The sequence below is a fragment of the Gottfriedia acidiceleris genome, assembly GCF_036421055.1.
Classification (GTDB): domain Bacteria; phylum Bacillota; class Bacilli; order Bacillales; family Bacillaceae_G; genus Gottfriedia; species Gottfriedia acidiceleris_C.
In genome coordinates, this window is the sequence record NZ_JAZGQS010000003.1 from 410605 (window position 1) to 426545 (window position 15941).

Below are 15941 nucleotides of genomic sequence, written 5' to 3' on the forward strand. Positions count from 1 at the left end.
CAATACATCGAACCTTTTTCATTTTATGTTAAGAAATGACTCTTATAGAACCCACTTTTTGAATCTCTCTTTTTTAAAGATTTCAGGCACTCGCTTTCCGTAGATGGATCGGGGAGCCTCCACAGTGCTAAAGCACCTTCTTACGTCTCCCCTTTTCCCTACACATACAGGAGTCTCGCACCTGTAGCGATAATCAACAACTTTGCATTTACTTAAAAAATGTATGGCGACCGTAATGATAAACATCAATTCAAGATTCTTCTGCTCAACAAATATTCACTCTGTACATTGAAAAATACTTTTACAATTTTACCAGTTAAATCCAAATTATGCAATTTTTTCCAAAAATTCAATAGTACTATTTTTCACCTGAGCCTAATGTCTTATAAACGAAAAATTCCTTAAACCTTATTTACCATAAGCACTATATAATTATTTAATGGTTTCTTTAATATCCCTTCTAATAATACAGTAAATACAAATGCAGCTTACTAGTAGGATTGATCCTATGATTGAAAAACCAACTGGATCCTCTTTACCTCGAAGAATATCAATAGAAACGCCGCTTATTTGGACCAAAATGAGGTAAATAAACGGTGCAAAGGACACCTTCTCTCCTCTATTAAATCGGATGGAATTTTTGAATATGATTACTGCAAGTACAAGTCCTAATGCTAAAAAAATCATAGAGGTTATGATGTTCAAAGGAGCAAGGTTCTTGGCCTCTTCAATCATTTTTTCATCTAACTTAAGACTTTCACTAGAAACTTTGTCGATTACTTTTTCCCTTACGAACAGTAGTGCTCCTAAACTAAACAATCCAATTGCCGAAAGAAGCATCTGAATAATACTCATTATTTTCATTAAAGCAGCAGGAACTTTAGTTCCTGCATTATACATTTTTAAAAGGTTCACATCCTCATAGCCGTTTACCTTTGGCTTCATCTTCTATACCACCTTACGTTTATTGGTTACACCTAAACATACTTACATTTATACCTTTTGTAGCAAATCTTTCATAGAAAGGAGATAACTCATAAAATCTGATTGAAGACGATTAAATGATTCTTCATCATATTTTGTATGGTTGTACTGTATACCAATACTAAGTCTGCCTTGAGTGATCCGGAAGAAGCAATATACTTCATAATTCACGCAGAAATCTTGTGGTGGTATATTATGAAATGGGATACTTGACATCCTTAATCCGATTTTATTCTCCAATGAGTACCTAATCTCCCCTAAATTGTTAAAGACATATTTAGGTTCCATTGAATAACCTCTATCATTATGTAAATATCTTTTGATAGAATATGCTCTCCCTTTATTAGGGATTGTTTTTAGTTCTTTCTCCATGTTCAAAACAGCTTCATGAATCTTTGCTCCCGCATTTTTTATTTTCATAGGGAAAGGAGAGGTAAACCATCCTATTGTATGAGATAAATCAAGAACACCATAATCAAAATTTCTTCCATGAGATTCCATTTCGATTAATACTTCATCTTTGTTTTCCATTTTTGACAAGGAATTACCAAAAGCAGAAAGTAGTATTGCATCTAAACTTATTTGCCATTCATTTTTTAAGGCAAATAGCTCTTCACTTTCCTCTTTTGAAAGAGTATGCTCCCAAAGAGTCATGTCCTTCATATAGTTATAGCTAAATGGCGAACTTGAATTTTTTTGAAGTTGATCCCAATGATCCGCTTCCTTGTCAAATTCATTTCCTTTTGCATATTTAACACTTTCCACTAACCATTGGTGGAAGGTACTCGACGATGGCTGAAGCTGATCCTTCGTCCCATTATAAAGTCCGGTTAATTCTTCTAGTAAAATCATCCAGGATACTGTATCTAATAGGAAATGATGTAGGGAAATGATGCAATAGCCTATATTTTTCCCGTTAATAACCGTTACTCTGAATAAACTCTTTTCTATGTCTATTAGACTTTCACTCTGTCTTGCAATCTCGCTCACCTGTTTCTCTGATACTTGATCCAAGACATAACTTTCAAATACCAATCTATCATCACTAGTACCGTATGCGTGGATTCTTTTCCCGTCGCTTTCCGGATAAAAGCTTCTTAACATCGGATGTTCATCCATGATTGCAACCAATATTTCTTTTAATTTCTCGATATCAAGAGGTGAATCATTTTCTAATGCAACGGTTTGTGTAAAACCATTCACGGCTGAGAGGGTATTGTGTTCCAAAATTTTCTGATGCATTGGTGATAGAATTTCTTCCACTTCTATTTCCTTTATTGATTCTTCGCCAATTTTCTTAAGTTTAGTTGCGATTCTTTTTAAATCTGGCTGATTCATAAAATCAGTAATGCTTATCGTATACCCCTTAGTTCGTAGTGCTGAAATGACTTCAATCACTTTAAACGAATCTCCACCGATATCCATAAAATGAACATTCATATTAAGGTCTGAGATTCCTTGAATCTTTTCCTTAATTGCAGCTTCTAAATGTTTTTCCATTTCGGTATTTGCGGTCATAATCACATCATTGTCTTTTTTATCATCAAGCATTTTTTCTAATGCCTTTTCATCCACTTTCCCGTTTATGGTAACAGGAATTTCGTTTACCTTTAGAATATATTTCGGAACCATGTAATAAGGTAAATGTTTGGATAATTCTTCATGGATTTCATTTAAATCAGCATCAGATGTTGAAAACGCTGCTAAGATCCATTTACCCTCACTCATTTTGGCTATTACTTTACATGGTTGATTGAAAGTAAGTCTTAAAATCTCCTGTTCAATTTCCCCAATCTCAACCCTGTGTCCATTGATTTTCACTTGAGAATCTATTCTTCCAACGTATTCCAGTTTTCCATCCTTATTCCATCTTGCTAGGTCACCTGTTCGATAAACTCTGCCTATACCAGGTATATGGACAAATTTCTCATTTGTTATTTCATCCAGGTTGATATACTCATCGGCTAGAGCATCACCACCAATACAAAGCTCGCCTAGAGCACCAGGTATCATTCTCTTAAGTTGATCATCCAGAATAAAAGTGGAAACATTCGGTATTGGTCGACCAATTGTACTTCCTTCACCTGGCATTACTTGATCAACCGTACAATGCATCGTTGCTTCTGTAGGACCATAAGCATTATAGACAGTGATATGAGCGTTTTCCTTTTGGATTTTTTCAATCAGTTCATCTTTGAGTGGTTCTCCTCCGAAGATGAACTGTTTCATTGTTTTTAATGCGCCATATTTTTGGATTGTCTCAAAACTGTTTTCAATTCTTGAAGGTGTAGTGAGAATGGTTGTTACCTTTTCGCCGGCCATTATTTTTACTGTATTTTCGATTGAATATCGTTCTTCATTGTCTGTGATGACTAAGCACATTCCACTATACAATGACATCCAAACTTCTGATGAAAACATATCAAAGGATACTGACGCTAAGGATAAAAGCACATCTTCCTGCTTAAAGTGGAAATAACATTCTAAGCCCTTTACGAAGTTCGTCAGTGATTGTTGATTTAATTGAACTCCCTTTGGTTTTCCAGTAGTACCAGATGTATAAATGATGTAAGATGGATCTTCCAATGACCAATCTTCCTTTACGTCAACCTCATGATTCCAATCTACGTCACCTATATGGATCGATGCATAATCAATCTCCCCATCTGTGATTACCAATTGACAGTTGCTGTCTTCTAACATGTAGCTAATTCTTTCTTTTGGCAATGAGATGTCAATAGGCAAATAACCACATCTAGCCTTTAGAATGGCCAGCATACTAATAACAAAAGCCGGCCCTCTATCCATATAAATGGCGCAAACCGCATTTTTCTCAACACCAGAAGATAGTATTTTGTGAGCTAAAATATCACTCTTCTTCTTAAGATCAGCATAGGTGATTACTTCGCCATTCATTTTCATGGCAAGTGCCAATGGGATCATTTCTGCCAAGTGATTCAGTCTTCTTACGACCATATCTTCTTTTGAATATTCATACTTCATCCCACTTCCCCATGTAGAAAGCTCAGTTTTTTGGGAAGCAGAAATGACATTTATTTCACCGATTTCTCCCGAATTGGTTATCGTGCTTTCAATAATGGCTTCGTATGATACTAATAGATTTTTGATCGTCTTTTCATGGTAAAGATCTGTATTGTAATTTGCCAAAACCTCTATCGTTTCACCGTAGTCCATTATTTCAAATGTAATGTCAAACTTTGAGGTTTCAGGCACCTTGAATTCCATACATGGTGTAAATACAGCCTCATTTGTCTTAAAACCAGCCGTTCCATGCGTTAAATATTGATATACGAATAGGTGATGGAAGATTTCTTTATTTTCCTCTTCCTTTCGATCAATATTTTTGACTAAAAGTTCAAAAGGATACCTTTGGTGTTTAAGAGTTTCTTGAAAATGATTTTGATAATTTTTAAGATAGTGAATGATACTTTCCTCATTTAAATAATGGAATCTTACTGCTAACGTATTGGCAAACATACCAATCATATGTCTTGTATCAGCCAAATCTCTGTTCGCCACAATCGTTCCAATTGTAAAGTCATCTTTATTGCCAAACTTCATTAGTAAAAGCTGGTATAATCCCATTAAACAATTACTAGGAGTAATCTGTTCCTTTTTACAAAAATCCTTTAGACTATGACTCATGCTTTCTGACAATCTATGATGGAGCGTTTTCCCTCTAAACGACTTTTTCCCGCTCCTTGGGAAGTCCGTTACTAAAGCCGTATCTGGAAGGTTCTTTAACTCTTTTACAAAATATTCTTCCATAACTTGCATATCAAGTTTTTCTTCAAATACCGCATAATCAGAGTATTTTCTTACCTTTGAGGATGGAATTTTGTCATTCATCAGCTCTTTGAAATCTTCCATTAATAGATCCATTGAAGTTCCATCCATGATGATATGAGAGAAGTTTAGAAGTAGTATCAATTCCTCTTCACGATCTTCAAGTTGGATGACATGTACTTCCCAAAGAGGACCCTCTAAAAGGTTAAATTCTTTGATAAGATGACTTCCTTGCTCTAAAAATGTTAACTTTTCCATTTTGTGGTTATAGATTGGGATATTTACATTTTCTATGATTTCTTTATGTATTCCCTCTGTATCTTCAACAAATTGAACCCTCAATGATTCATGTCTAACTGCTAAGGCATTTAAAACCTTCTGTAATTTTCCTTCATCCAGAATTCCTTTAACTTCCATCACCATGAAGGTATTGTAAGCATTACTTCCTACACTTTGCTTTTCAACAACATACATTCTTTTTTCTGCACTCGATAATGGTATCATCTTCGTTTCAGGCAGTTCAGGAATGTTTATGACTTGCTCTGAATATTGAAGGAGCATTTCCTGCTCTATAATCGTAAGATTTCGTAACACATCACTTACCTTAATGGTTTTCTTAAATGTAGTGGATAGTCTGGAAGCTAATGACATGGCAAGAAGTGAATTTCCTCCCATTTCATAGAAATTAGAATCGACTGAAAGATCAGTTCTGCCTAAAATCTCACACCATATTTCTCTGATGGCCTTCTGTATTTCTGACGTTGCTTCTTTTATATCTTTCTTAAAATCTAATGAATCAAAATATTCTTTAAGCTTTTTCTTATCTGCCTTCCCGTTATTGTTGGTAGGTATTTCTTCAAGGTAGATTAAATAATCGGGAACCATATAGATTGGAAGAATTTCTTTTAGCTTTTCCTTTAACTCTAATTCTTCTTTATGTTCACCAGAAAAGAAGGACACAAGCCTCATCGCTTCCTGTTTCTCACCAATGATCTGCGTTACGACGTCTGTAATCCCATCGATGGCTGATATTTTATTGTCGATTTCATCAAGTTCTATTCTCTGGCCTCTAATTTTATGTTGTCCATCAATTCTGCCGATAAATTCGATTTCTCCATCCTCGGTCCACTTGACAAAATCACCACTCTTATACATTGGTACATGACCAAGCTGCTTACAGTTTCTCTTAACACGATCTGTAAGTTCTTGATTATGCAGATAGCCTCTTAAAATACCTGGTGTTACGATATAAAGTTCCCCTATTGCCCCTATAGGTACCATGTTAAGGTTCTTATCTAGTACAAGAAGACTTGTATTTAAAAGAGGCTTTCCTATCGTAATCTTATCACCGAGTTTTAAGTTTTCCTTAACGGTACAAATTACCGTTGTTTCTGTTGGCCCGTATGCATTTTGAAGCTCTCCACCAACCAATTCAATTGCTTTATCTAACACATCCGCCTTTAAGCTTTCTCCACCAATAATAAGTGTCTTGAACTCTTTAAAAACCTTAGGTGCTTTCGGATGATGAAGCATGGCTGCAATTCTAGATGGCGTCGTAATCATGGATTGAATGTTCTTATCTTCAAATAATCTGAAAAGTTCTTCCATATCCATCCGTTCTTCTTCATTTGCGATGACAAATTCCCCTTGTCTTCCCAAGCAGTACGTGTATTCATATAAAAACATATCAAAAGAAATGGAAGATATCGCCACAATCGCAATGTTTTCTTCGTCATAACGATTTTGCATATCCATCGTTAAATTGATTAATCCTCTTCTTTGCATCATTGTTCCCTTAGGATTGCCGGTTGATCCTGATGTATAAATGATATACGCAAGATCATCATCACTAGATATATTCCTAAATGGTGCATCACTATATTTGTTTGATTCCTCTAGTAAATCTTTGAGGACTACCCCATGAAAATGAGATGCTAGATTTTCATCCTCCGTCACAAGAATTTTTGCACTAGAATCCTCCAGCATAAAATCAATACGCTGGGACGGTGTATTCGTATCGATTGGAAGGAAGGCAACGCCGGACTTTAAAAGTCCAAGCATCGCCAACATTACATCAGGTGAACGCTTCATGTGAAGCGCCACCACATCTTCTTTTTCCAACCCTTTATCTTTCATTAATCTAGCAATCTGGTTAGTTATCTTTTCTACTTCTTCGTAGCTATAGGTTCTACTTCCAGAACCTGAAATCGCCTTATAGGAAGGATTCTTCATAAGGGACTTAGACAGAAAATCGGTTAAATTTTCATCTGAAATATCAACAAAGGTATCGTTATTTTTATATAAAAGTTTGTTTCTTTCTTCCTCATTCAAGAGATCCAGCTGTTCAACCTTTAAATCAAGGTTATCTGCCATTGATTTAAACACCGTCATTAGGTGACTCATTAACCTTTTAATCTCTGTTTCTGTAAAGTTACCAGTGTTATAGCTAAACTCAACACTGAAATGATGCCCCTGAAGAACGGCTTTTATATTTAATCCATAGTTATTTTTTTCAACACCTAGAATTTGATCTACCTTTACCTTCGATGCCCTTTCATCTTGACCCACTTCGAAAGGATAGTTTTCGAATGCCATGATATGATCAAACAGATCATTAGTAAGACTCGACCCTTTCTTGATGTCACTTAAGCTGCAAAATTCATACGCACTTGATTCCTCAGCATGTAATTGAACCTTTTTTAATACATCTAAGATTGTTTCATTTTCTAACGTCTTAATTCTCACTGGCAATGTATTAATAAAAAGGCCAACACCTGTTTCAATATTTTCCAAAGGAAGATTTCTGCCAGACACTACTGCTCCAAATAAGACATCATCACTATAAAGATGTTTTTGAAGAACGAGACCCCAAGCTGTTTGTAGCGCTGTATTCACGCTAATACCTAGCTTTTTAAGGTTTGAATCCATTCTCGTAAATACTTCCTCATCAACGGTCATCACATGCTTTTGGTATATTTCTGTTTCTTTTCTATTCTTAGGTACTAAGTGAAAATATTCTTCATATCCGCTTAAGTAATTTTCCCAATACGTTAATGTCGTTAGCTTATTCATCTTTTGAATGGATTCGATATATTCTTTAAATGGTAATAAGTTTCTTGTTTTAATGGAACATTCTCTTCCGTTAATCAAATCCTCAAAATCCTTCAAAACGATACCGACACTCCAACCGTCAAGGATGATATGATGGAATCTAAAAGAAGCGATATCTTGATCCTTAAATTGAAACCATGCAAGATTCATCAGCATGCCCTTTTCAAAATCAAAAGGTTCTGCCTTAGACCAGAACTCGTCCATGTCCGCTTGGTTCATATTCCTATCTTTAAAGTCAACAACAGTGATTTTAGTTTCCCGCTTTTTTAAAACGACTTGTAAAGGAGTTTTGATTTTTTTATAAACAAACACAGTTCTAAGTATGTCGTGTCGATCAACTATTTCTTGAAATGCTTTTTCAAAAATCTCTAGACTCACATCACCCTTTAAACATAGATGCATATGCACAGAATATTGATCTTTATTTTCACTTGTCTGTGTAATTAATAGCATTCCCTGTTGTAGCGGTGTTAAAGGATACATAAACTTAATATTATTACTCATTTTCCCCTCCATCTTATTTAATACTTCCTATTAAATCAACAATACTATCTAGCTCATCAAGACTAGTATCTAATTCTCCAAATTGACTTGGGGTAAGCATCGAAACCTGACTATCATCTTTAACTACGCCTTTCAAGTAATTCAGAAAACTCGATTTAAGTTTTCCAATCATTTCCTCGCTGTACAAGGTTTTGTTATAGGCAACCGTTATAATGAGCGACTTGTTGAGAATTACAGCATTAAGAGTTATTTCTATTGATAAATCTACGTTTTCTCCCAGTTCAAAGCCTCTATCCAGATCCATTACATGAAATGCCTTATCTCTGTTATCTTCAGATCCACCAATTTCACCAAGATAGTTAAAGCATTTCTTACTTTTTGAGTGGTAAGTATGATAAAGCTTACCTTCACCATCCCCCTGTGCCATAACACCAAATCCTACTCCAAAGTTTGGCACCTTTTCTAATTCAAACTTCACTTCCCTTAACATTCTCATAAAATCTTGTTTAATAGAAAATGTTACTGGATACATACTAGTAAACCAACCAATGGATTGCGATAAATCTAAATCTCCCATTTCTTCCAATCTTCCATGACTTTCAAAGAAAATTCTTACTTTATCTTTTTCTTCTATATCTGCAAGTGCATTTACATAGGAACTTAATAGGGCTGTATTCAAATCCGTTCCTACTTCAACAAAACTGGACTTTAGCTCGAATGTTTCTTCGTCAGTGAACCTAATTTCATCCATGCCAATATGAGACATCCTGCAGTCTATGTCATCAGAACTTCCATCACAGTTAGCCTCCCAATAGCTTCGTTCCTTTTCGAAGAACTTGTCTTCATATGCTTTCTTCGCCATTAGGGAGTAAGTCATCATCGAATCAGTCTTTTCAGGTAACTTAATCGCTTCATTTTTCTTTAAAGATTCAGCAATTCTCGAAAGATCATCCTCTATAATTCTCCAAGATACACCATCTACCACAAAGTGGCTTAATGCCATTAAAAGGTAGTCACTATGTTCTGTCTGAATGACCAAAACACTCACCATGATCCCTTTATGTGGCTGTACGAGTCCTTGTGCGTAATTACCTAAATAAGCTAAATCCGTCTCTAACTGATCCTCATTTTTTGTAAATTCCAAATAAGAGAATCTGATATCTGAAATTGGAAGTATATGATGAACATACTTTCCATCCTGATTAATGATTTCAGATCTTAAAATGTCATGGTGAACCATTAATTCTTGTATGATTTTCTTGTACTGTGATAACTCTCTTTTTTCGGCTTTAAATACAATTGACTGGTTAAATAATTTGTCAGGTGTATTATTTTGGATAAACTGGGTTTGAATAGGCAAAAGCTCAAAACTTCCTTCGATTGGCCCTTGATTCACTTTTTTCTTAGCCACTGAGTTATTGATAAAATTCGCTATTCCCCTAATATTTTTATGTGCCATTATATCTTTAACGGTTATCTGGATTCCTTCAGATTTCATTAGTCCAACAAGTTGAATCGCTTTAATTGAATCTCCACCTAGTTGATAGAAGCTATCCATCGACCCTACTTCAGCACAGTCTAAAATCCTTTGGAAAAATTTAGATACCATTAATTCCGTTTCTGTCATTTCCGATTGATCACTCGAGGAGGTATTTATTTCAATCTTATCTAATGCTTTTAGATCCACTTTACCTGTATGAGCAAGTGGAATGGCCTCTATTGGGAAAAAGAATTCAGGGACCATATAATAAGGCAATACATTTGAAAGCTCATTGGCCACTTCCATTTCATTGAAATTTCCTACGATAAACGCAGCCAAATAAGTAGATCCTTGTTTCTTTTTCATGATTACGACAGCGTCATTAATTCCAGCTATTTTTCTCAAGGCGTTTTCGATTTCCGAAATTTCGATTCGATAGCCTCTTATTTTAACCTGTTTATCCGCTCTTCCTATGTAAAGAATTTCACCCTTCTTCGTCCAAATTCCTAAGTCTCCAGTTCGATACATCTTATAGCCAGGTCTGAATGGATCATCGACAAATGCTTTTTTAGTTTGTTCCTCATCTTTTAAATAGCCTAATCCTACTCCTATTCCACCAATGACTATCTCACCAACCGAGCCTAATGATAACAGTTCATTGTCACTTCCAAGGATGTATATCGTATTTCCAGGTGAAGGCTTACCGATCGTTATATCCATGTCATCGTGAGCAAATTTCTTTCCACTACTAAAGACGGCTGTTTCTGAAGGTCCATACATATTGAAGACACAAATATCGCCCAGATCCATCGTCTTATTTAGTGTTTCTTGATGAAGAGCCTCTCCACCTAAAAACACCCCATTTAGTTTGCTGATGATTTGAGCGTGATTATCATTCGCTAAAAATCCTTGTAATCTGGAAGGTGTCATCCAGCTCAGGCGAACATCCTTTTCTTTAATTAGATTGATCAGAAGTTCGTTATCCAATCTTTCTTCTTCATTTGCAATAACCAAACTTCTGCCTGACCCGATCGCCATAAACATTTCGATGATAAACATATCAAATGAAATAGAAGTAACCGATAATTCACTGCCTAACCTGTCACACAAATCGGCCAAATCCACGATATTTGTAAGACTATTTACAAGGCCTCTATTCGTATTAATAACTCCTTTTGGCTTTCCAGTCGTTCCCGAAGTGAAGATTAAGTATGCGATATCGTCACAAGAATATTCAATTGGAGGCAAACTTACTTCTTCCATCAAATTCATTCTCGTTATATCCCACTGTTCATACTGATTACTAACTTGTAAACTTCCATCCGTAATCAGGAATGAGGCCTCTGTCACCTCAAGCATATATTCAATTCTTTCCATCGGTAGTTCTGTATCGATCAAGATAAAGGAAGCATTGGCTCTTAAAATTCCCATTACCGCAATAGGAATATATTTCGTTCTTCCCATAAGAACCGCTACAGGTCTATTCACGCCCTTTGTTTCATGATGAATTCTTTTGGCGAGATTTTTCGATGTAATATTCAGTTCTTCATAAGTAAGAGATTCGAACTTCGTCTCACAAGCTATTCTATCTTTATAGATTTCCATTATTCGATCCATATGCTCTTGGATCGTGATCGGACGTTCGCTTGTATCTACATCTCCGTGGAAGCTCATTAAGGTATTACGTTCTTGTTTCGTTAAGAAATCAATCTCTTTTACCTTACAATCAAGTACGGAATCAATATTTTCAAGAATGTTGAAGTAGCTTAGCATCATGTTTTCAATCAAATATCCTTCATAAATAGCTTCGTCATAATTGACCAAAAACTCAATCTTATTGCCCTTTCTTTCACCTTCCACTGTCAAAGGAAATTTCGTATCCGTTACATGTAAATTCATTTGGAGAGTATGAATTTCTCCAGATTCCACCTTAATAGAACCCTTTTCATCAAATTCCTGTAGGATAAACATTTCATTGAAAAGACTATTGATTTCCGTTCCATTCATTTCATTTACATTTTTTAGAATCTTATGTAATGGATAGGCTTCATTCGAAATGGCCTCAATGATGACATCCTTTTGTCTAAGTAAAATCTCTCTTACTGTTTCGTTTTTCTCATATTTCAATCTCACAGGAAGTGTGTTGACCATCATCCCAAGAATCCGTTCGCATTCTGGGATAAACCTTCCTGATGACACCGTTCCTGTTATATAATCATTCGTGTTTGCTGTTCTTGATCTTAGAAGAGAAAAAATAGAAAATGTTAGCTGATACATCGTTAGATTTAAATGATTTGCCGTTCTCTTAAGCTTTTCAAATACATCTGATTCTAGCGAAAAGGTTGCATTTCTACCTTTTGATTCCTGGTTATTTGAACTAGATCCAGAACTCACCTCAAATCCAGTCATCATTTTATTCCAAAACGTTTTTGCATCCTTATACTCTGAAGATTGAATGTATTTCTCTTCAAATACCGCATAATCTTGGAATTGATGGAAAGTACCATTAGCCGTTTTTCCAGAAAGGATATCGATCAATTCCTGAACAAATAATCCGATTGAATTTCCATCCATAATGATGTGATGGAAATTAAGGATCAATATTTCTCTTTCCTGATCTTTAGCTAAAATGAACTGATATAACCGATCACTGCCAAGCTGAAAAGCTTTTGTTAGACTACTTAGCTCATCTTCTTTACACGTATTGACATGATAGATTTCTAGTTCTGCTTCCTCTTGATCGCGAATATATTTTCTAACTTTACCATCCTCATTATATTGATAGTTGGAACGTAAATTATCATGTCTATTCACGATCTGGGTTAATGCTATTTTGAGCTTATTGACTTCTATTCCCTTAACCTCTAATGCCTGAATGATGTTATACATTTTGCTTCCAACAGGAATTGTTTCAAGCACAGAGAATAGTCTTTCTTCAGTATTCGTAAGTGGATAAGATTCCATCTTCGCTATTTTCTCTAATCTATTTTCATACTTACTTACATTGCCATTGATAAATTGTTCTTGTTTTTCAATACTTGCAGAACTGAATAAATCCTTTAACGTAAATACCTTTCCGAAAGCATTTTTCACTTTGGCACAAAGCATCATCGCAGTTAAAGAGTTTCCGCCGACGTTAAAGAAACTACTTTCACAACCGAAGTTTTCATGATTTAATATTTCTGCCCATATCGCAAATAACTTTTTCTGAATTTCCGTTACGGGAGTCTTCTGTCCTACTGCCTTCCTTTTTTCAGAAAAGTAATCCGAGTAATATTTTTTATCAAACTTACCCGTTCTTGTCGTTTTCATCATCTCTACATGCAGCATATGAACAGGAATCATATATTCTGGCAGCTTACTTTTAATTTCATTTATGATTGATTCATAGTTTTTATTTTCCCCGGTATATACACATGCAAGCTCATCCTGACCAGCTGCATTGGTAATCGCAAAGATGGTTGAAAGCTTGACTCCTGATACCGAAGAAATAACCTTCTCAATTTCTTGAGTTTCGATTCTTAGACCTCTTATCTTGACTTGATCATCTTTTCTACCAAGATATTCAAGATTTCCGTCTTTTGTCCATCTTCCTAAATCACCTGTCTTATATATTTTCTTTCCAGGTTTTAAAGGATGATCCACAAACTTCTCATTTGTCAAATCAGGCCTATTTAAATATCCCTTAGCAAGAGGCGTACCCCCGATGCAGATTTCTCCTACAATACCAACTGGCATTGGATTACCTTCCTCATTCATCACATAGATTTCACTGAATGCGGCTGGCTTACCTAGTAAATGCTTTGTCTCTTGATTCATTTCAAGCATAGTATTATAGGCAGTAGCTTCAGTTGGTCCATATCCATTAAACAGCCTGCCGTTTGTTTTGTTCGAAACCTCTTCGACAAGCTTTTCTGTGATCTTTTCACCGCCGACAGCCATCGTCTTCATATTCTTCATCGATATTTCATTGGTATAAATCAAGGAAGATAATCGACTTGGTGTCGTTAAAATCGTATCAGCTTTCTCCTGGATGATTAGTCGAGCAATTTCTTCATTATCCTTCCGTTGCGCCTCTGTTGTTATAATCATTTTTCCGTGTCTTGCAAAGTTGTAAAATACATCGCATACAAACATATCAAAGCTTAAAGGACTAACCGAAATACTTATCGGTTCTATGCATCCCATGTAGCGACCAAAATAATCTGCCATATTAACAGAAGCTTCTGAAGTTAATAAAACACCCTTTGGTTTACCTGTCGTACCAGATGTATAGATAATATAGGTTGTATCTAGAGGTTGCATTTTACCCTCGATCGTGAATAGCTCTTTATTTTCAAATTCATTCTTACCCAATCTCATCACGATAGCATTAGAGGTATTAAACGGTAAATTTTCATCTTCTTTAACAAGAAGTGCACCCGCTTTACTATCTTCTAATATCCCCTCAAGTCTCTCGTCTGGCAGGGATGGGTCAAGAAGTAAGAAAGCGCAACCTGATAAGACAACTCCGAAAATCATAGGATAGAGATCAATACTTCTATTTTCATAGATGGCGATGATATCATTCGCCTGAAATCCAGCTTCCTTTATTCTCTTAGCAATCGCACTAGCTTTCAGGTGCAATTCTTTATAAGTCCATGTTTCTGCTCCATCTGTAACGGCCTCTAGATCTCCCGCTTTTTCAAAAACTTGCGTGACAAAATGTTTAAAATCCGTTTCTTCAAGACATGGGTAATTGGTTTGATTAAAATCCTCAGTAATCATACGTAGATCTTCTGGATTTACCACTTGTATATCTGAAACATTTAGATGGAACCCATCCTTCATCGCATTCGTAACAGCCTTAATTGCTCTTACGAATTCATCAATTTTTTCTTCTCTATAGCAATCAGAATGCCAAGTAAATAGGAATTCCACATCTTTCCCTGGATATATCGCAATGTTTAATGGGAAATGGGATTGTTCTTTTGAAGTGAGCCTATTAATCTTTAATCCTGTTTCTTCTGTCACACTGGATAAATCTAGATCGTAATTTTCAATACCAATGATGTGGTTAAAGAGACCTTGTGATAAAGGGTGATTATTTATAATCTTATCGAGTGGATATGATTCAAGTTCAAGAGCCATTGTACTTGCCTTCTGCATTCTTTCAAGTAGACCAATGAGCTTCTCGTCTTTTTCATACTTTACTCTAACTGGCAATGTATTAATAAATAGCCCGATGGTGTTTTCAATATTTTCAACTGGAACATTTCGGCCGGAAACAACATTTCCAAACACTACATCTTGCCTTCCGTAAAGCTTATTGATCGTAAGACCCCAGATTGCCTGGAAGATCGTACTCATGGTAATACCAGCTTCTTTACCTCGATTAATGACAGGTGAAATCATTTCTTCAGGAATCGTGAATCTTTTCATTAGCACTTTCTTCTCTTCAGATATCGGTTCCTCAAGCTTTACTTCATCCAGATAATCACCTAAGTATTCCTTGAAGTAATCCTTCCCCTTCTCCATATCTTCCTTCATAAGCCACTTTACGTAAGAATTATATGCGGGAGCTTCCCCTAAGGTCTTTCCCGCATAGACATGAAAGAATTCTCGTAAAAATATATCTAATGACCAGCCATCGATTACAATATGGTGAAATAGAAAATCAAGTCGTAAGGTGCGATCTTCCCCTTTAAACAGGCATCCTTTTATTAATGGCCCCTTCTCTAGGTTGAATGCTTCTTCCTTCTTCCAAAATAATTCACTCGTAACATCATCCGTGTTGTTTGTTTCAACAATATGAAATGTTGCTTCCATTTCCTTAAGGACTACCTGCATCATCTTTTCATAGTTTCCTTGAGGAAAAATAGTTCTTAAGCTATCATGCCTTCTTATGACTTCTTTGAAAGACTCTGTGACCTTTTCATCTATTACTATGCCATGAAGATCAAGACTGATCTTCACAGCATAGTTATCCATATCATTATCAGAATGAAAAAGGATCGATTTTTGTATTGAATTAACAGGATATAGATCCTTAATATTGTTTCTCATATTACACCTC

At 35.6% G+C, this 15941-nt stretch carries 3 protein-coding genes; all 3 read right to left on the reverse strand.

Annotated elements, in window-relative coordinates; all coding sequences use genetic code 11:
- Positions 1-432 precede the first annotated feature (432 nt).
- The 3 genes from RAH41_RS06830 to RAH41_RS06840 are packed head-to-tail and all read right to left on the reverse strand — an operon-like array spanning position 433 to position 15931.
- The gene (locus tag RAH41_RS06830) at positions 433-945 is read right to left on the reverse strand and encodes a hypothetical protein (RefSeq protein WP_331221450.1); all 513 of its coding nucleotides are present in this window, start codon (positions 943-945) and stop codon (positions 433-435) included.
- 48 nt (positions 946-993) lie between these two features.
- Positions 994-8406, reverse strand: coding sequence for an amino acid adenylation domain-containing protein (locus RAH41_RS06835; protein ID WP_331221452.1), 7413 nt, complete (start codon positions 8404-8406; stop codon positions 994-996).
- A gap of 13 nt (positions 8407-8419) precedes the next feature.
- Positions 8420-15931, reverse strand: a complete 7512-nt coding sequence (locus tag RAH41_RS06840) for an amino acid adenylation domain-containing protein (protein ID WP_331221454.1) — start codon at positions 15929-15931, stop codon at positions 8420-8422.
- Positions 15932-15941: the final 10 nt, after the last annotated feature.